Here is an 18,747-nt window from a genome sequence, read left to right as displayed (position 1 = left end):
GGGCTAGAGGTCGATTTTTCTTATAAATGCAGACTTAATAGCCGGCACCACCCAAACCCCGCCAGACCTATGCAGGAACGGCAAACCGGCTCGACGCCATTTCCAACAAACCGTCAAACAGCAGGTTGTCCACCAGTTCAAAGGGCACCGACATATTGGGCGCCATCTTCCAGCCCGCGCCACCGGTCATGATGCAGCGCGGCTCAGCGCCGCAATGCTGGCGCAAATGCTGCACCATGCAAGCCACTGCCCCAGCAATGGCATAGGTACCGCCGCTGGTCAGGGCGTCGCTGGTGTTGGTGGGAAATTCGCACACGTTGCCGGTCGGCACATGCAGCCCGGCGGTGCCGGATTCCAGGGCGCGCAGCATGATGCCGTGGCCCGGCAAAATCAAACCGCCCAAAAATTTGCCTTGCGTGTCGATGGCATCTACCGTGACAGCCGTGCCCACCATTACCACCACCAAAGGACGCGGCGCGCCTTGCGCCAAGCTGCGGTGCCAAGCGCCGATCATGGCCACCCAGCGGTCAGCACCCAGGCGCGACGGGTAATCGTAGCCGTTGACCAAGCCCGCCTCAGCGCTGCTGGCCACCACCCAGTGGGCCGATACGTCCCACAACTCCATTTGCTCTTCAATGCGGCGCTTGACCGCATCCCCGGCCACGGTGCAACCCAGCATGCTCGTGGGGTGCGGCAAGCCGGCCCAGTCGCCTTCCGCCAGGCGGTCAATATTCTCCAGAAACTCGGCCCCTTGCGCCAACAGCGGGGCGTTGCGGTGAGGGGCGGTGTGCAGTGCCCACTTCAAGCGGGTGTTGCCGATGTCGATGGCCAGAAAAGTCATGGCGGCATTATCAACACATAAACATTACTGTAAGCAAATGTTTCAACCCTGACGCCACGGCAAACCATGAAAGCGCCAGCCGCCCTGATGCCCACGCTGGGCGTTGCTGTCGGGGTCGCCCTCAAACCCTTCCAGAATGTTGTAGGCCTGCAAGCCCAGCTCTGTGGCGCGTTTGGCCGCGGCAATGGAGCGAACGCCACTGCGGCACAGCAGCACCACTTTTTTACCTGCAGGCACGGCGGCTTGCAGCTCAGCATCGAAATTCGGGTTGCTGGCCATGCCGGGCCATTGTTTCCAGGCCACGGCAGGGGCGTCTGGAACAAAACCGACCCAGGCGCGTTCGGCGTCAGAGCGCACATCCACCAGCACAGCCTCACCGCTTTGCACCCACTCCCAAGCCAGCACACCACTGACATCACCGGCATAACCATCAGCAGGCTGCACGCGCAGGCTGTTGGACAAATGCGCGTCGTGGCGCAGCCCGCTTTGCAGGTTGGCCGGCACAGCTTCATCGATGCGTTTGGGCGGCGGCAAATGCAGCGCTGCCATGATGGCCACAAATTCTTCCTGCGTCTTGCCAGCCACGCGGGCATTGCTGGCTTTTTCCTGGCCGATGGTGGACCGGGTTTTGCCCTGGTAATCGTGCCCCGGCCACACCGTGGTGGCATCGGGCAGCTTGAAAAGCACCTGGGTCAGGCTGTGGTACATCGCCTCGGCGCTGCCGCTTTGAAAGTCGGTGCGGCCGCAGCCGTTGATCAAAAGCGTGTCACCCGTGAACACTTGGTCGCGCCAGACAAAACACATGCTGCCCGCCGTGTGGCCTGGTGTGTGCAAGGCACGAACCTGCTCATTGCCAAATGCAAGGGTGTCGCCATCGTTGAGCTGAACCGATGCCGTGCTGATGCCACACCCCGCCGGCGCAGCAGTTTTGGCACCTGCCAGCTCGGCCAGTTGCCCGGCGCTGGTGATGTGGTCGGCATGGGCGTGGGTTTCCAGCGCCCAGACCAGTTTCAGGCGGTGTTCGCGCAGCACCTGCAGGTCTCGCTCCAGTTGCGTGTCCACCGGGTCAATGATGATCGCGTCACGCGTGACGGGGTCAAAGGCCACATAGGTATAAGTGCTGGAGGCCGTGTCAAACAGTTGTATCGGTTTCATGGAAGGTTGTGGTCAAGTTGGCGAACTGGCGTGCAGCCACACGTTTTTCAGGCTGGATTCTGGCTGAAATGTAACTTGAAACGTGATGCGTTGCGAACCGGTCTTGATTGACCGCGCCACCACCGAACGCCGTCGACACAGCCCACGACAGTTGTCACATTCGAGACATGAAAACACACGAAATTTCAACACACACCACCCAAAAATGTAAAAAGTCTTTTGCGACGCAAGCGGATCACTTGAGTGAAAACCCTAAGCGCAATCGGGCGCAGGCGTGACCAAAATATGGTCGCCCTTTTACACAACAGGAGACTACCTTGACCGATAGTAAAACCCCCCGTCGTCGCAGCCTGCTCAAAGGTGCTGCCATTGCCGCAGGTGCCATGTCGGCGCCCATGATTGCCAAGGCGCAGACTGGCCCCATTTCCATGCGTTGGCAAAGCACTTGGCCGGCCAAGGACATCTTCCACGAGTACGCGCTCGATTACGCCAAAAAGGTCAACGACATGACCGGTGGCGACCTCAAGATCGAGGTCCTGCCTGCGGGCTCGGTGGTACCTGCTTTTGGTCTGCTTGAAGCGGTGTCCAAGGGCACACTCGACGGTGGCCATGGTGTGTTGGGTTACCACTACGGCAAACAAAATGCGCTGGCGCTGTGGAATTCAGGCCCAGCCTTTGGCATGGATGCCAACATGATCCTGGCTTGGCATAAGTACGGCGGTGGCGCCGAGTTGCTGGCCAAGCTCTATGCGTCGATTGGCGGCAACGTGCAATCCTTTCTGTACGGCCCCATGGCGACGCAGCCCTTGGGTTGGTTCAAAAAACCCATCACCAAATCGGCAGACTTCAAAGGCCTCAAGTTCCGCACCAACGGCCTGGCCATTGACCTCTTTACCGCCATGGGTGCCGCAGTCAATGCCCTCCCCGGTGGCGAGATCGTGCCGGCCATGGACCGCGGCCTGCTCGACGGTGCTGAGTTCAACAACGCCTCATCCGACCGCCTGCTGGGTTTTCCCGATGTCTCCAAAGTGTGCATGCTGCAAAGCTATCACCAGAGCGCCGAGACCTTTGAGATCATGTTCAACAAGACCAAATACGATGCGCTGCCGGCCAAGATGAAGGCCATCATTGCCGGCGCCACCGAGGCGGCATCGGCCGACATGTCCTGGAAAGCCATTGACCGCTACTCCAAGGACTACATTGAGTTGCAGCGAAAGGACAAGGTCAAGTTTTACAAAACGCCAGACTCTGTGCTGCAGGACCAACTGAAGCTGTGGTCAGAAATTGTCGAGAAGAAATCGGCAGAAAACCCCCTGTTCAAGGAAATTGTGGCCTCGCAGAAAGCGTTTGCAGAGCGCGCTGTGAAATGGGACCAAGACACGTATGTCAACCGGCGCATGGCTGTGAACCATTTCTTCGGAGCCAAGAAGGCCTAAGGTTTTTTCCGCGCCATCCTTCAGCCATTCAGATTCACGCTGAATGGCTGATTTACTTGAACGGTATCAAAAATGCAGAAATTACTGCTTGCGGTTGACAAGCTGAGCACCTTTGTCGGCAAGTCATTTTCATGGCTCATTCTGGTGCTCACGCTGATGATCACCTGGGAGGTGTTTTCGCGCTATGCGCTGGACAACCCTCACCCCTGGGCCTTCGATGTCATGAGCATGATGTATGGCACGCTTTTCATGACCGCAGGGGCCTACACCCTGTCGCAAAACGGCCATGTGCGCGGCGACGTGCTTTACGGCTTTTTCCCACCCCGCCTGCAAGCCGGGCTGGATCTGGCGCTGTACATTCTGTTTTTTATACCTGGCGTGGTGGCGCTGGCCTGGGCTGGCTATAACTTTGCGGCGGATTCCTGGGCCATCAACGAGCACTCCAACATCACGGCCAACGGCCCGCCCGTGTACCCGTTCAAAACCATCATTCCAATTGCCGGGACCATTCTGTTGCTTCAGGGCCTGGTTGAAATTGTGCGCTGCATCGTCTGTCTGCAACAGGGCGAATGGCCGGAACGTGGCGACGATGTGGCAGAAGTCGACATCAAGAAACTGAAAGAAATGGTCCACGTCAAAGACGAAGACATCGCCAAACTTGACGAATACCTCGTCCACCCCAAGAGGACCCCCCAATGAGAAAAGAAGTCTGGTTCGGCCTGACGATCATGGCCATGGTCGTGATGGCCGCGTTTGTTTTATTACCCCCTTTGTCGCTGATGACCAATGGTCACCTTGGCTTACTCATGCTGGCACTGGTGGTGGTGGCCATCATGCTGGGCTTTCCGACCGCCTTTACCCTGATGGGCATGGGAATGGTGTTTGCCTGGATTGCCTACCGAAGCCAAAACCCAAGCCTTGCGGTGCAGCAAACGCTGGATTTGATGGTGCAGCGCACGTATTCGGTGATGTCCAACGATGTGCTGATTTCTATCCCGCTGTTCGTGTTCATGGGCTACCTGATTGAACGCGCCAATTTGATCGAAAAATTATTCAAGAGCATGCACCTGGCCACAGCCCGGGTGCCTGGCTCACTCGCTGTGGCAACCATCATCACCTGCGCCATTTTTGCCACCGCCACCGGCATTGTGGGTGCCGTGGTCACACTGATGGGCTTGCTGGCGTTGCCTGCGATGTTGAAGGCCGGCTACAGCGTTCAGTTGTCGGCGGGGGCCATCACCGCGGGTGGTTGCCTGGGCATTCTCATCCCTCCATCTGTCATGCTCATTGTCTATGGTGCCACCGCGGGTGTGTCGGTGGTCAAGCTTTATGCCGGTGCGTTTTTTCCCGGCCTGATGCTGGCCACGCTGTATATTTTGTACGTCATTATTCTGGCCAAACTCAAGCCGCACATGGCCCCGCCGATGTCGGCCGAAGACCGCCGCGTGCCTTTGCCAGAATTTGCTGAAATCGTCTCTACCCGCGTGAGCCACAAGGTGTTGCCCGGACTGATCGGGGCCATCAAGGGCAAGCGCAATGCCGCAGTGCCGATGAAATCACTGCTCAATCACCTGTTCATCGCCTTGTTGCCAGCGATCGCCGTCGTGGTTGTCATGGGCGGCGTTTACCTCAAAGTCACCGCCCCGATACCTCAGGAGGCATCGCAAGAGGTGCAGGCCATGGGCGGCTCGTCATTTGATACCTCTGAGGACGAAACCGGCGGCGGTCTGGCCGAACCCGAGGCTGAGCCAGAAGATGGTTTGCAGCCGCCCCCGACCGAAGGCACAACCTCGGCGCCCGTAGCCGCTGTGCCCGAGGCACCGGCCCCGGCCAAGGCGCCTGCGGCTGCAGAACCGGTGGTTGCCAGCCCGGTGGCGGAGGCGGAGGCGGAACGCGTGCCTGCGCCAATGACGTTCTGGGTTGCTCTGGCCAGTTGCGCGGTGGCCCTGGCCATTTTTTATGCATTCTTCAGTTTCGCCCGCCTGGAAATTTTCAAGATGCTGCTGGGCTCGTTCTTCCCGCTGGCCATCATGATCCTGGCGGTGCTGGGCACCATCGTTTTTGGCTTGGCCACGCCGACTGAAGCGGCGGCCATGGGCTCAATGGGCGGCCTGCTGCTGGCTGGCGCCTACCGGCGGCTCAACATGACGGTGATGCGCGAGTCGGTGTACCTCACCGCCAAGACCAGCGCCATGGTGTGCTGGCTGTTTGTGGGTTCCAGCATTTTCTCGGCAGCCTTTGCCTTGCTGGGCGGGCAGGAACTGATCAACACCTGGGTGCTGTCGCTTGACATGACGCCGGTGCAGTTCATGATCCTGGCACAGGTGGTGATCTTTTTGCTGGGCTGGCCGCTGGAGTGGACCGAGATCATTGTGATTTTCATGCCGATCTTCATCCCGCTCTTGCCACACTTCGGCATTGATCCGCTGTTCTTCGGCCTGCTGGTCGCGCTGAACTTGCAAACTGCCTTCCTGAGCCCGCCGGTGGCGATGGCCGCCTTTTACCTGAAGGGTGTGAGCCCGCCACATGTGACGCTGAACCAAATTTTTGCTGGCATGTTGCCTTTCATGGGCATTCAGGTCTTCGCCATATTTTTGCTGTACCAATTTCCTGCGATCGGCATGTGGCTACCCGGGGTGCTGTACAAATAAGCGGAGGACATGGACCGCTGATGATCAACCTGGGGCGCGCAAGCGCCCTTTGTTTTGCAAAAGCGCTAAGATTGACGTTTACGTCAACGTCAAGTCAGCCAGCCCGCGTCTGATCGCTGGTTAGCCAAAACAAAACCCATACCGGAGACACACCCCATGACCGAAATGTCCGCAGACGCCAAAGCCCTGGCCCAGTACCGCCCCACCCACAAGGTGCGCTTTGTCACCGCCGCCAGCCTGTTTGACGGCCATGACGCTGCCATCAACATCATGCGGCGCATTTTGCAAAGCATGGGCGCCGAGGTAATCCACCTGGGGCACAACCGCTCAGTCGATGAAGTCGTGACCGCCGCCCTACAGGAAGACGCCCAGGGCATTGCCATCAGCTCTTACCAGGGCGGGCATGTGGAGTATTTCAAGTACATGGTCGATTTGCTCAAAGCCCGTGGCGGCAGCCACATCCAGGTGTTTGGCGGCGGTGGCGGCGTGATCGTGCCCAGCGAAATCAAGGAGCTGATGACTTACGGCGTGGCGCGCATTTACAGCCCGGAAGACGGCCAGCGCATGGGCTTGGCCGGCATGATTGGCGACATGGTCAAGCGCTGCGACCATGACTTGACGCAGTACGCCCCCACCACCATCGAGGCCATTCAAGGCCACACTGAGATGAGCTGGCGGGCGTTGGCGCAGCTCATCACCGGACTTGAGAACGAGGCCGCTGCCGGCCACGCCAAAGGCCAACTTTCTAAGTCTTTTAAGGCTCTAGCCCTTGATATACAAGCGCAAGCAGCTACCAAAAAGATACCTGTGCTAGGCATCACCGGCACCGGTGGTGCGGGCAAATCATCCCTCACCGACGAACTCATTCGCCGCCTGCGCCTCGACCAGAACGACGCGCTGCGTGTGGCGGTGATCAGCATCGACCCGTCACGCCGCAAAAGCGGTGGCGCGCTCTTGGGTGACCGCATTCGCATGAACGCCATCAACCCCTGGCAAAACGGCCCCAAGGTGTTCATGCGCAGCTTGGCCACGCGCGACTTTGGCAGCGAAATCAGCGCCGCCCTGCCGGACGTAATTGCCGCATGCAAAGTGGCCGGGTTTGACCTGATCATCGTCGAGACCTCGGGCATTGGCCAAGGCGATGCGGCCATCGTGCCGCATGTGGACGTGCCCATGTACGTCATGACGCCCGAATTTGGCGCCGCCAGCCAGCTGGAAAAGATCGACATGCTCGACTTTGCCGAGTTTGTCGCCATCAACAAATTTGACCGCAAAGGCGCCGCTGACGCCCTGCGCGACGTGGCCAAACAAGTGCAGCGCAACAAAGAGGCTTGGGGCACCCCCATGGAGCACATGCCGGTGTTTGGCACCATGGCGGCGCGTTTTAACGATGACGGCGTCACCGCGCTTTACCAAGCCCTGAAAATCCGCCTGGCAGAGCTGGGCATGCCAGTGACCCAGGCCCGCTTGCCTCAGGTGAGCGTGCGCCACAGCACCAACCAGACCCCGGTGCTGCCGGCAGCACGCACCCGCTATTTGGCGGAAATCAGCGACACCGTGCGCGGCTACAAAAAACGCGCCCGTGCCCAGGCCAAACTGGCACGTGAAATCCAGCAGCTCAATGCCACGGCGCAGATGCTGATCGCACACGACCCGGGCAAAGACGGCACCGCCAAACCTGGCGCTTATGGCACTGTTCTGGAGCTGGCCAAGACGCGAGCAGAGGCCCAAGACCCGTCAGCGGCCAAGCTGCTGGCCCAGTGGCCCGCCATGCAAACCGCTTATGCGGGAGACGAATACGTGGTCAAAATCCGCGACAAGGAAATTCGCACCGCGCTCACCACCAAGTCATTAAGTGGCACAGTGATCCGCAAGGTCTGCCTGCCGCAATTTGAAGACCATGGCGAAATTTTGAAGTGGCTGATGCTCGACAACGTGCCCGGCAGCTACCCCTACACCGCCGGCACCTTCGCCTTCAAGCGCGAAAACGAAGACCCCACGCGCATGTTCGCTGGTGAAGGCGATGCCTTTCGCACCAATAAACGCTTCAAGTTGCTCAGCTCCGGCATGGAGGCCAAGCGCCTGAGCACCGCCTTTGACTCGGTCACGCTCTACGGCAACGACCCCGACCCACGCCCGGACATTTACGGCAAGGTCGGTAACAGTGGCGTCAGCATCGCCACCATTGACGACCTGAAGGTGCTTTACGGCGGCTTTGATTTGTGCAACCCGGCGACCAGCGTCAGCATGACCATCAACGGCCCGGCGCCGAGCATTTTGGCGATGTTCATGAACGCGGCCATCGACCAGAACCTGGAAAAGTTCGCCTTGGACAATGGCCGCGAACCAACTGACACCGAAGCACTGAAAATCCGCGAATGGGTTCTGGCCAACGTACGCGGTACCGTGCAAGCCGACATCCTGAAAGAAGACCAGGGCCAGAACACCTGCATTTTCAGCACCGAATTCAGCCTGAAGGTCATGGGCGACATCGCCAGCTACTTTGTGCACCATAACGTGCGCAACTTCTACAGCGTGTCAATTTCGGGCTACCACATTGCCGAAGCCGGTGCCAACCCGATCAGCCAGCTGGCTTTCACGCTCTCCAACGGCTTCACCTTTGTCGAAGCGTACTTGGCGCGCGGCATGCACATTGACGACTTTGCGCCGAACCTGAGCTTCTTCTTCAGCAACGGCATGGACCCCGAATACACCGTGATGGGCCGCGTGGCGCGTCGCATCTGGGCCGTGGCCATGAAAGAAAAATACGGTGCCAACGAACGCAGCCAAAAGCTCAAATACCACATCCAGACCAGCGGCCGCAGCCTGCACGCCCAAGAAATCCAGTTCAACGACATCCGCACCACCTTGCAGGCGCTGATTGCCATCTACGACAACTGCAACAGCCTGCACACCAACGCGTTCGACGAAGCCATCACCACGCCCACCGAAGACTCGGTACGCCGCGCCATGGCCATCCAGCTCATCATCAACCGCGAATGGGGCCTGGCCAAGAACGAGAACCCATCACAGGGCGCCTTCATCATCGAAGACCTGACCGAACTGGTGGAAGAAGCGGTGCTGCTGGAGTTTGAACGCATCACCGAGCGCGGCGGTGTGCTGGGGGCCATGGAAACCGGCTACCAGCGCGGCAAGATTCAGGACGAATCCATGCACTACGAGATGCTCAAACACACCGGCGAGTTACCCATCATCGGTGTCAACACCTTCCGCAACCCGCACGGCGACCCAGTGAATGACAAACTGGAGCTGGCGCGCAGCACCGAAGAAGAAAAACAGAGCCAGCTGAACCGCCTGGCCGACTTCCACACCCGCCACGCTGGCGAGGCACCCGCCATGCTGAAAACGCTGCAACAAGCCGTCATTGACAACCAAAACGTGTTTGAAGTGTTGATGGACGCGGTGCGCGTGTGCTCACTGGGGCAAATCACCAATGCCCTGTTTGAGGTGGGCGGGCAGTACCGGCGCAATATGTAATTCTTGAAGCAACCTTAAATGCAAAACGGCCCGAAAGGGCCGTTTTGTTTGGTGCACCGTGGGTGCTGAGCAGGGCCGGTTAGTCCGACCGCCTGACGATCAGCCGCCTTTTTTGCAACGCTTGCCTGGGTTCTTCTTGTTGTTGGTGGCCACGCCACGCTCCAGGCTGCGCATCTGGCCGTGGCCAGCGGTGTAGCACACGCCTTTAGGCGCGACAGGGCGGGGAGATGCTTTGCGTTCGGCTTCGGTACGGAATTCTTTGCTCATGGGTAGGCTCCTGTGAATGAATAAAACGCTGGATTATCCCTGCTCTTAGCCGTCCAGCACAGAACCCCACAGTTTTTCATCGGCGCAATATTCCTATATGAATATTTCTCCTACAATGTCCTATATGAATTTTACGCTGCGCATTCCACTCAACACCAACGCCGAGCAACACGCCCGCCTGGCGCAGTTGCAGTCAGCGTTTGCCGGGGTTTGCAATGCCTTGTCGCCCACCGTGCAGCAAACCAAGGTGTGGAACCGGGTGGCACTGCATCACCTCAAATACCGGGCGTTACGTGAACAGTTCCCAGACATGGGCTCCCAAATGGTGTGCAACGCCATTTACTCCGTGTCGCGCACCTGCCGTATGGTGTTTCAGCACCCACAAAGCCCATTCAACCTGGCCCGCCTGGGTGACAAGCCGCTGCCCCTGCTGCGGTTCTCCGACAACTGCCCTGTTTACTTCGATCGCCACACCTTAAGCGTTAACAAAGGCCAGTTGTCGATGTACACACTTGACGGCCGACTCCGTTTTGCCTTGGCGCTCAGCGCCGAAAACGAGAGCGACTTTGCCGTTAAAAAACTACGTGAAATCGTTTTGTCACGCCGAGCAGACGCTGGATTTGAATTGGTTTTTCAGTTTGGCGAAGAGCCTGCTGACAGCGCAGAACAGTCAAAAATGTCATCCGAATCGGAATTTCCAGAATATGTCATGGTCGAGGAGGCCCAATGAGTCAAAACAAACCCGCCACAGAGCTGCGTCAAGCCGTTACTGAGCTCAACCCTTACTTTAAACAAGCCGCCTGGTTCAGCTTGTTTTCCAGCCTGCTGGTGCTGGCGCCTTCGGGCTACATGCTTGAGGTGTATGACCGGGTGGTCAACAGCCGCAGTCACACCACACTGGCCATGCTAACGCTGCTGGTGTTGGCCGCTTTCGTTCTTATGGAAGTTCTGGAATGGGTGCGCTCCGAGGTCATGCATGAGGCGTCACTGGCGTTTGACCGGAAATTAAGCAGCCGAATCTTCACTGCTATTTTCGAGGCCAACCTCAAGCGCGCCCCTGGCGGCACGGCGCAACCCATGAACGACTTTCGTTCGGTACGTGATTTTCTTCATACGCCTGTGCTGCTGGCCCTCATGGAAGCGCCGGTATCAATGGTGTTCTTGATTCTGATTTTTGCTATCAGCCCGGTGCTGGGCTGGTCAGCGGTGGTGGCCGCCATTTTGCAGACCTTTGTCGGCTGGCTCAACGAGCGCAGCACCCAACCACCCTTGTTGGCCGCCAACCGCAGCGCGGTGGCCGCCCAGCAATATGCAGACGGCACCCTGCGCAACGCCCAAGTCATTGAATCCATGGGCATGTTGCGCGACATTCACCAACGCTGGATCACCAAACAGCGGGAATTTTTGGGCTTGCAAGCCCAAGCCTCAGAGCACGCCGGCTTTTACCAAGCCATCGGTAAATTTCTACAAAACACCGTGAGCTCCATGTTGCTGGGCCTGGGCGCCTGGCTGCTGTTGCGCAACCAACTCAACGGCGGTGCCGCTTACATGATCGTGGGCTCCATTTTGGGTGGCCGAGTGCTGGCCCCTCTGGTGCAAATTGTGGCCCAGTGGCAAACCGTGGTGAACGTGCGTGGGGCTTACAGCCGGCTGGACAACCTGCTGGCCTCGGTGCCACTGCGCCCAGCCGGGATGCCGCTACCAGCGCCGCAAGGCCAGTTGCTGGTGGACAACCTCATGGCCAGCGCCCCCGGCACACAAATCTCCATTCTTAAAGGCGTCAGCTTTGGCCTGCAGCCCGGCGAAGTGCTGGCCGTGGTTGGCCCTTCAGCGTCCGGCAAAACCACCCTGGCACGGCTGCTGGTGGGTTTGTGGCCAGCCATCAACGGCAAAGTGCGACTTGATGGCGCCGACGTCTTTACCTGGAACAAAGTTGAACTGGGCCCACACATTGGCTACTTGCCCCAAGGTGTTGAGTTGTTTGACGGCTCCGTGGCAGAAAACATCGCCCGCTTTGGCGAGGTTGACATGGCCAAGGTCGAAGCCGCTGCCCGCGCAGTTGGCCTTCATGAATTCATTCTGGCCTTGCCGCAAGGCTATGACAGTCCTGTTGGGCGCGAAGGCGCCATGCTGTCTGGCGGTCAGCGCCAGCGCATCGCCCTGGCCCGAGCCCTTTACGGCAAGCCTGCTTTTGTGGTGCTAGACGAGCCCAACTCCAGTTTGGACGAACAAGGCGATGCAGCTCTGGCCAGCGCCATCTCGCAACTGGCGGCGCGCGGCACCACATTTGTCGTCATGACACACCGCACCAGCGTGCTGGCGGTGGCCGACAAGATGCTGGTACTGCGTGACGGTCAAACCCAAATGTTTGGTCCGCGTGACGATGTCCTGAAAGCCCTGAATGAAGCCGCGGCCAAGGCCCGCCAACCTGCCACGGCACCCAACGCTACCCAAGCCTGACCGCCACACCCCCCATGAAAACACCTGAATTTTTCAAACGAAGCGAGCTAACTTCCACCTTGTGGGCGTTCCGGCGCGAATTTTTGATCGTTGGCGCCTTCAGCATGATTGCCAATGTGCTCATGCTGACGCCCACGATCTACATGTTGCAGGTTTATGACCGCGTGCTGGCCAGCCAGAGCGAGCTCACCTTGATCGCCATGTCGCTGCTGGCCTTGTTTTTATTTGCCGTGATGGCGTTCGCCGAGTGGATGCGCTCACGCCTGCTGGTCAGCACCGGCGTACGGCTGGACGAGCAGCTCAGCACGCAAGTCTTTAACGCCAGCTTTGAGGCCCATTTGAGCCAGGCCGGTGCCAGCCCATCGCGCGCTTTTGGCGACCTGATCCAGATCCGTCAGTTTTTAACCGGCAACGGCATCTTTGCGTTTTTTGATGCCCCCTGGGCCCCCATTTACATGGCGGTGCTGTTCTTTCTGCACCCTTGGCTGGGCGTGCTGGGCATCGTGTTTGCCATCATTCAAGCCTCGCTGGCTTGGTTTGGTCACCGGCACACGCTGGCCCCGTCTGAGGCCGCCACCAAAGCCGGCGCCGACGCTGGTGCATTTTTGCAAGGCAAGCTGCGCAATGCTGAAGTGCTTGAATCCATGGGCATGGTGCACAACCTGCGCAACCGTTGGGCGGCGCGGCACCAAATTCACCTTGACAAAAGCAGCGAGGCCCAGCAACTCACCCACCGCATCATGGCCTGGAGCAAGTTCATTCGCTACGCCCAGCAGTCTCTATCCCTCGGCGCTGGCGCCTTGCTGGTCATTGACGGCCAACTCTCCCCCGGCGGCATGATCGCGGCCAACGTGCTCATGACCCGAGCACTGGCCCCCATTGACATGATGGTGGGCAGCTGGCGCCAGTTCATCGGCATGCGCTTCGCATTTGCTCGCCTGGAGCAAATGCTCATTGACTACCCCGCGCGAGACCCGGCCCTGAAACGCGTGGCCCCCACAGGTGCCGTCACACTGCAAGAGGTGTTTGCCACGGCACCTGGCCGGGCTGACCCGATCCTTAAAAACATCAACTTGACAGTGCCCGCGGGCACTGTCACTGCCGTGCTGGGCCCCTCAGGCTCGGGCAAATCCACCCTGGCCCGCGTGCTTATGGGCATCTGGCCCGACCGGGCAGGCACGGTGCTGCTCGACCAGTTGCCCATTGAAGGCTGGAACCGGGTTGAACTTGGCCCCTATTTGGGCTACCTGCCGCAAGACATTGAGTTGTTTGAAGGCAGCATTGCCGAAAACATTGCGCGCTTTGGCGAAGTAGACCCCGCCAAAGTGATTGAAGCCGCTCAAAGCGCCGGCCTGCATGACATGATTTTGCGTTTCCCCAAAGGCTACGACACGCCCATTGGCGAGGCTGGCAACTTGTTGTCAGGTGGCCAGCGCCAGCGCATTGGCCTGGCCCGCGCTCTTTATGACAGCCCGCAACTGGTGGTGCTGGATGAACCCAACGCCAACCTTGACGATGCCGGTGAAGCAGCGCTGTTTGCAGCCATTGCGCAACTCAAGGCCAAAGGCAGCAGCGTGTTCTTGATCACCCACCGCCCAGGCGCCATTGCTGTGGCAGACCGGCTGCTGATTTTGCGCGATGGCCAAGTGGTGGCCAATGGCCCGCGTGATGCTGTCATTGCTGCCCTGCAAACACCCCGCCCAGCCCCCGCTTCCCCAGCCACCCTCACACCTGTGCCGGGTTCCACGGCGTTACCCGCTTAACTTTTTTACATAGATTGCTGAGACCGTCATGGCTATCAAAGATATTTTTAAAAACACTGCGCAAGGCGCAACCTCCTCCACTGATACCGCACCCGACACGCAGCAACTTGCTGCGCACACCGGCCGTGCCGCCCGCATCGGGCTCTGGGCCTTGGGCTTGGGTTTTGGCGGGTTTTTGCTCTGGGCCGGGCTGGCGCCATTGGACGAAGGTGTGCCCAGCCAAGGCATGATCTCCATCGACACCAAGCGGAAAACCGTGCAGCATTTAACCGGAGGCCTGGTCAAGGAAGTCTTGGTCGGTGAAGGTGACCTGGTTAAAGAAGGCCAACTTTTGATTCGTCTGGACGAAGCCGTGGCTCGGGCCAACTTTGAGTCTGCACGCCAGCGCTATGTAGGCTTGCGCGCCATGGAAGGCCGCTTGCAGGCCGAGCAACGGGGCGCCAGCAAAATCAGCTTCCACCCGGACGTGGTGCAAGCCGCCAACGACCCACAAATGCGTGAGGTGGTGTTCACGCAAGAGCAGCTCTTCAACTCACGCCGTGCTGCGTTGCAGGCCGACCTGCAATCCACCGCCGAAAGTATCCAAGGCCAACAAGGCTTGATCCAAGCCTACGAAAGCATGCTGGCCAACCGCAAAAACCAGCAAGCACTGCTGGCCGAAGAGCTCAACAACACGCGTGGCTTGGTCAAAGAAGGCTACGCCCCGCGCAACCGCCAGTTGGAGCTGGAGCGCATGAACTCAGAGGCCAGCTCTGGCATTGCCGAGCTGCTGGGCAACACCATCCGCGCCAAACGCGCCGTAGCAGAGTTGCAACAGCGCGCTATTGTTCGCCAGCAAGAGTACCGCAAAGAGGTTGAGTCCCAGTTGGCAGAGGTTGGCCGCGAGGTGCCCGGTGATGCTGAAAAATTCCGTGCGACCAAAGATGACCTCAGCCGCATTGACATCAAATCACCCGCCACTGGCCAGGTGGTAGGTCTCGCCTTTCAAACCGTGGGCGGCGTTATTGGCCCCGGGCAAAAGCTGATGGACATCGTGCCACAAGACCAAGCCTTGCTGATCGAAGCCCGCGTGGCGCCGCACATGATCGACCGCGTCAAAAAAGACATGCCGGTCGACGTACGATTCTCGTCTTTTGCCCATACGCCCCAGTTGGTGGTGCATGGCAAGGTTGCCTCCGTCTCAGCCGACGTGCTGGTTGACCCACAAACCGGTGTGGGTTACTACCTGGCACGGGTGGGTGTGACCGCTGAAGGCTACAAGCAGCTGGGCAAGCGTCAGCTGCAACCCGGCATGCCGGTAGAAGTGATCTTTTTGACGGGTGAGCGTTCGATGTTGACTTATTTGCTCAGCCCGCTGACCAAGCGCCTGGCTGCGTCCATGAAAGAAGAGTAATCCCATGAAGCACCACATCCAACACAACAAACGGGTGGCCCATTGGCTCGTTGCGGGCAGTGCCCTGCTGGGGCTTTGCTTACCCGTTCAAGCCATGGACTTGCTGCAGGTATACCTTGCCGCCCAAAAACAGGACGCCACCCTGCTGGCGGCACGCGCCTCTGCGGCGGCCGAGCGTGAACGCCTGCCGCAAGCGCGGTCACAAATGCTGCCCAACATCAGCGCCAACCTGTCCCGCACCGACAACCACCTGGAAAGCACCACGCCCAATTTTTTGGGGCAGGAGCAAACCACCCACACCGGCTACCCCAGCAGCAACAAAACCGTGTCCTTGCGTCAGCCGCTTTACCGCCCCCAGTTGGCAGCCCAATACCGCCAGGCCCGTGCCCAGGTCGATGATGCTGAAGCAGCGTTGGCACTGGAAGAGCAAAACCTGGCCGTGCGGGTCAGCAGCGCCTATTTTGAAGCCATGCTGACCCACGACCAATTGGCCCTGGTACTGGCCCAGCAAGTGGCTTACACCACCCAATTGGATGCTGCCCGCAAGGCCTTGGCGGCTGGCTCTGGCACGCGCACCGACATTGACGATGCTCAAGCTCGTATCGACATGAACGTGGCACTTGAAATTGAGGCGCGTCAAAACGTCAGCTACACCTTGCAACAGCTTCAAAGCTTGATCAACCAGCCCATCGACAAGCTTGCCACGCTCAACGTCAAAGCCCTGACCTTGACCAACCCCGAGCCCAATCAATTAGACGCGTGGACGGCACGCGCTGAGCAAAGCAGCCCCCAAATCCAGTCATTGAAAGCGCGGGTAGAGATTGCCCGCCAAGAGGTTGACAAGGCAAAATCGGGCCACTACCCCACGCTTGATGCGGTAGCGCAGTGGCAGCAAAGCGCGAGCGAAAACGTCACCAACACCAGCAACCGCTACACCAACAACTCTGTGGGTCTGCAGCTGAATATTCCGATCTTTTCAGGCGGCTACGTGAACGCATCGATTCGGCAAGCGCTTGCCTCACAAGACCGTGCAGAGCAAACCCTGGAGGTCGGCCGGCGTGACCTTGGCCTGCGTGTTTACAAAGAGTTTCGCGGTATGACAGAAAACATGCCAAAAATCAAAGCCCTGGAACAAGCGCTGCGCTCAGCTGACCAGCTGGTGCTGTCGAGCAACAAGTCATTTCAGGCCGGTAGCCGCACCGTGCTCGACATCTTGAATGCCGAGCAGCAACGCGTTGTGGTGTTGCGTGACCTGGCGCAAGCACGCTACATGTACTTGATCTCGAAGATCAGGCTGTTGGCACTGGTGGGGGGCGCTGACGACGAGGCAGTGGTGGCGGTCAATCTGGTCTTACAAAACTGAGCCTGGAAGCAGAATTTTTGCTATTAATAAACTAGCTACTTACGAAACAAATGAAAGGGCTAGAGGCTATTTTTATATAAATTAATCTTCCTGCACGGCAAACACCTCAATGGTGGTGCTGGTGTCGCGCAGGCTGATCTCCCCAAGCGATTTTGTAGCGTGCTGCACCAATTGGCGCCGGGCAATGGGCCCAATGACCAGCTGCGTTGGCAAGTACCGTGCGGCAGCCTCCAGCCTTGACGCAAAATTAATGCAATCGCCCACAGCCGTGTAAGTGCTGCGAAACGCTGTGCCCAAATCACCCACCAAAGCGCTACCGCTCTCAATGCCAATGCGCACTTGCACCGGCATGAGCCCTTCCTGGGCGCGGCGCTTGTTCAGCGCCTCTACCTCGACCAAAATGGCCAGCGCCGCGCTCACCGCCCGGTCAGCCTGGTCTGGGCATGGCAGTGGTGCCCCCCAAAAAGCCACCAAGCCATCGCCTGTGTACTTGTCCAGCGTGCCCTGCCAGCCCAGCACAGGGCGCGTCAGGCAAGCCAAAAAATCTTTGGTCAGCGCTGCGGCCTGCTCTAAAGTCAAAGACGAGGTGGCCCGCGTGTAGCCCTCCATATCAGCCACCAACACCGTCACGTCCAACAGCTTGGGGCTCAGGCTATGTTGCAAATTCAGCCGCACAATTTCATCTAGCACCGGCTTGGCCACATAGTGCGAAAACGAGCGCAGCAGCTGACGGCCCCTGAGCTGGGCCTGCCACCACTCATGTGGCACGGCGGCTACCAACAGAAAAAAATACCCAAACAAAGGCGCTGTCACCGACCATTCGGCCTGCCTTGCCACACCCCAAAACGCCACACCCAACCAACCAAGCACCAACGCCAGCAGCAAAATAAACCCCTGCCACGCCGCCACCCTGGCCATCAAATACACGGCCAACGCCATACTCAACACGCACCAAGCCACCAACCACCCCCGCCCAGCCCAGGGCGATTGAGCGTGGCCTTCTGCCATGTCCAAAAGACCCGACAAGCTGGCGGCATGCACCATGACGCCGCTGGTCAACGGCGCCAGCGGCGTACTCACCCGGTCACCCAGGCCCAATGCCGAAGAACCCACCAGCACGTAACGCCCAGCCAGCAAGGCGCGTGGCGCGCTCTCATTCAGGATGTCGGTGGCGGCAATGACCGTATAGGCCGAAAAGTCACGCGCGTAAGGCACACGCCACAAGCCTTGGCTATTGGCAAACCCGCCCAAACCAGGCGCGGTGTCAGCGCCGCAAGCCAGCATGGCACTGGCAAAGTGCACATACACCTGCCCCTGAAACAAAGTCTGCGTGGGCGTGTGGCGCAGCACGCCATCTGCATCCGGTACAAAACCAATATTGCCAACACATTGGGCCCGCGCCAGGCCTTCGTGGTTGCCAATGTAGCCAAAGGCCTGCGTAAAGCCTGCAACGCCAGACGGCGCCAGCCCACCCGACAACACGCCCTGCACATTGGATGCGTCCCGCAAGGTGTAGTCAAAAATTTGCGCCAAAACCAGCGGCGCGTGTTGGGCAAGGGATGCCAACCGGGCATCACCTTGCGGGTCTGCCGGCTCGGGAAACACAATGTCCAGACCCACCGCACGCGCACCGTAGGTACCCAGCAGAATCTCGACCAAGTCAGCCACGCGTTGGCGCGGCCAGGGCCAGGGGCCCATGTCGCGCAACGCTGCTTCACTGATGTCCACCACCACCAAGCGCGCCTCGTGCTGATGGCTTGCTGTGTGGCGCAAAAAAACGTCGCGCAGGCCTTCGTCCAACCGGCCCAACCAGGGCGGACGCAGCCATTCCAAACCCAGCGCCAGCACCAGTGCCAACAAACCTAAGCCAGCGCGCACCCACCAGACACTTGACAAGCGAGCGCCCCTACTGGTCATGTC

At 59.1% G+C, this 18,747-nt stretch carries 13 protein-coding genes and 1 pseudogene; 9 read left to right on the top strand and 5 right to left on the bottom strand.

Annotated features, from left to right (window positions below; translation table 11 throughout):
• Positions 1 to 67 precede the first annotated feature (67 nt).
• The 3 genes and pseudogenes from PHQ58_RS17575 to PHQ58_RS17565 form a co-directional block, all read right to left on the bottom strand.
• Positions 68 to 841, bottom strand: coding sequence for a type III pantothenate kinase (locus PHQ58_RS17575; protein WP_300113425.1), 774 nt, complete (start codon positions 839 to 841; stop codon positions 68 to 70).
• A 42-nt stretch (positions 842 to 883) separates the two neighbouring features.
• On the bottom strand, positions 884 to 1,303 hold the full coding sequence (locus PHQ58_RS17570; protein WP_300113460.1) for a rhodanese-like domain-containing protein: 420 nt from the start codon (positions 1,301 to 1,303) through the stop codon (positions 884 to 886).
• Between the two features lie 192 nt (positions 1,304 to 1,495).
• A pseudogene (locus PHQ58_RS17565) lies at positions 1,496 to 1,996 on the bottom strand (MBL fold metallo-hydrolase); the annotation flags it as partial.
• Positions 1,997 to 2,313: 317 nt separating this feature from the next.
• On the opposite strand from PHQ58_RS17565, the gene PHQ58_RS17560 reads away from it, so the two are divergent.
• From PHQ58_RS17560 to icmF, 4 genes are all read left to right on the top strand, one after another.
• Positions 2,314 to 3,432 carry a C4-dicarboxylate ABC transporter gene (locus tag PHQ58_RS17560; protein ID WP_300113422.1) on the top strand — a complete coding sequence of 373 codons (1,119 nt, stop codon included), beginning with the start codon at positions 2,314 to 2,316 and terminating at the stop codon, positions 3,430 to 3,432.
• 72 nt (positions 3,433 to 3,504) lie between these two features.
• Positions 3,505 to 4,131, top strand: a complete 627-nt coding sequence (locus PHQ58_RS17555; protein ID WP_300113419.1) for a TRAP transporter small permease subunit — start codon at positions 3,505 to 3,507, stop codon at positions 4,129 to 4,131.
• Entirely contained in the window at positions 4,128 to 6,083 is a 1,956-nt protein-coding gene (locus PHQ58_RS17550; protein ID WP_300113416.1) for a TRAP transporter large permease subunit, read from the top strand. Before PHQ58_RS17555 ends, PHQ58_RS17550 begins: the two co-directional genes overlap by 4 nt.
• 156 nt (positions 6,084 to 6,239) lie before the next feature.
• Entirely contained in the window at positions 6,240 to 9,581 is a 3,342-nt protein-coding gene (icmF, locus tag PHQ58_RS17545; protein ID WP_300113413.1) for a fused isobutyryl-CoA mutase/GTPase IcmF, read from the top strand.
• Positions 9,582 to 9,680: 99 nt separating this feature from the next.
• On the opposite strand, the gene PHQ58_RS17540 is transcribed toward icmF, so the two are convergent.
• Positions 9,681 to 9,848: a hypothetical protein gene (locus PHQ58_RS17540; RefSeq protein ID WP_300113410.1), complete on the bottom strand. Its 168-nt coding sequence runs from the start codon at positions 9,846 to 9,848 to the stop codon at positions 9,681 to 9,683.
• Between the two features lie 124 nt (positions 9,849 to 9,972).
• Here PHQ58_RS17540 and PHQ58_RS17535 point away from each other — a divergent pair, with 124 nt between their 5' ends.
• Genes PHQ58_RS17535 through PHQ58_RS17515 form a run of 5 tightly spaced genes read left to right on the top strand, consistent with a single transcriptional unit; the run spans position 9,973 to position 16,827 of the window.
• Positions 9,973 to 10,578, top strand: a complete 606-nt coding sequence (locus PHQ58_RS17535; RefSeq protein WP_300113407.1) for a hypothetical protein — start codon at positions 9,973 to 9,975, stop codon at positions 10,576 to 10,578.
• Positions 10,575 to 12,308, top strand: a complete 1,734-nt coding sequence (locus tag PHQ58_RS17530; protein ID WP_300113404.1) for a type I secretion system permease/ATPase — start codon at positions 10,575 to 10,577, stop codon at positions 12,306 to 12,308. Before PHQ58_RS17535 ends, PHQ58_RS17530 begins: the two co-directional genes overlap by 4 nt.
• A 14-nt stretch (positions 12,309 to 12,322) precedes the next feature.
• Positions 12,323 to 14,071 (top strand): type I secretion system permease/ATPase, encoded by a 1,749-nt coding sequence (locus PHQ58_RS17525; RefSeq protein ID WP_300113401.1) that lies wholly within the window; start codon positions 12,323 to 12,325, stop codon positions 14,069 to 14,071.
• A gap of 28 nt (positions 14,072 to 14,099) precedes the next feature.
• Entirely contained in the window at positions 14,100 to 15,464 is a 1,365-nt protein-coding gene (locus PHQ58_RS17520; protein ID WP_300113398.1) for an HlyD family type I secretion periplasmic adaptor subunit, read from the top strand.
• Between the two features lie 4 nt (positions 15,465 to 15,468).
• Positions 15,469 to 16,827 carry a TolC family outer membrane protein gene (locus tag PHQ58_RS17515; RefSeq protein WP_300113395.1) on the top strand — a complete coding sequence of 453 codons (1,359 nt, stop codon included), beginning with the start codon at positions 15,469 to 15,471 and terminating at the stop codon, positions 16,825 to 16,827.
• An 81-nt stretch (positions 16,828 to 16,908) separates the two neighbouring features.
• Here PHQ58_RS17515 and PHQ58_RS17510 read toward each other — a convergent pair whose 3' ends face one another.
• Positions 16,909 to 18,744, bottom strand: coding sequence for a CHASE2 domain-containing protein (locus tag PHQ58_RS17510; RefSeq protein ID WP_300113392.1), 1,836 nt, complete (start codon positions 18,742 to 18,744; stop codon positions 16,909 to 16,911).
• Positions 18,745 to 18,747 lie beyond the last annotated feature (3 nt).

It is taken from the genome of Rhodoferax sp. (assembly GCF_028688795.1).
In the GTDB taxonomy this organism is placed as follows: domain Bacteria; phylum Pseudomonadota; class Gammaproteobacteria; order Burkholderiales; family Burkholderiaceae_C; genus Rhodoferax.
The sequence above is the reverse complement of the archived record's forward strand: the minus strand, read 5'-3'. Positions and strand labels throughout refer to the sequence as shown.

Bases quoted from the DNA above. Each gene is read 5' to 3' on its own strand.
- PHQ58_RS17575 (WP_300113425.1), bottom strand. From the start codon at position 841: ATGACTTTTCTGGCCATCGACATCGGCAACACCCGCTTGAAGTGGGCA.
- PHQ58_RS17555 (WP_300113419.1), top strand. From the start codon at position 3,505: ATGCAGAAATTACTGCTTGCGGTTGACAAGCTGAGCACCTTTGTCGGC.
- PHQ58_RS17550 (WP_300113416.1), top strand. From the start codon at position 4,128: ATGAGAAAAGAAGTCTGGTTCGGCCTGACGATCATGGCCATGGTCGTG.
- icmF (WP_300113413.1), top strand. From the start codon at position 6,240: ATGACCGAAATGTCCGCAGACGCCAAAGCCCTGGCCCAGTACCGCCCC.
- PHQ58_RS17540 (WP_300113410.1), bottom strand. From the start codon at position 9,848: ATGAGCAAAGAATTCCGTACCGAAGCCGAACGCAAAGCATCTCCCCGC.
- PHQ58_RS17535 (WP_300113407.1), top strand. From the start codon at position 9,973: ATGAATTTTACGCTGCGCATTCCACTCAACACCAACGCCGAGCAACAC.
- PHQ58_RS17530 (WP_300113404.1), top strand. From the start codon at position 10,575: ATGAGTCAAAACAAACCCGCCACAGAGCTGCGTCAAGCCGTTACTGAG.
- PHQ58_RS17525 (WP_300113401.1), top strand. From the start codon at position 12,323: ATGAAAACACCTGAATTTTTCAAACGAAGCGAGCTAACTTCCACCTTG.
- PHQ58_RS17520 (WP_300113398.1), top strand. From the start codon at position 14,100: ATGGCTATCAAAGATATTTTTAAAAACACTGCGCAAGGCGCAACCTCC.
- PHQ58_RS17515 (WP_300113395.1), top strand. From the start codon at position 15,469: ATGAAGCACCACATCCAACACAACAAACGGGTGGCCCATTGGCTCGTT.
- PHQ58_RS17510 (WP_300113392.1), bottom strand. From the start codon at position 18,744: ATGACCAGTAGGGGCGCTCGCTTGTCAAGTGTCTGGTGGGTGCGCGCT.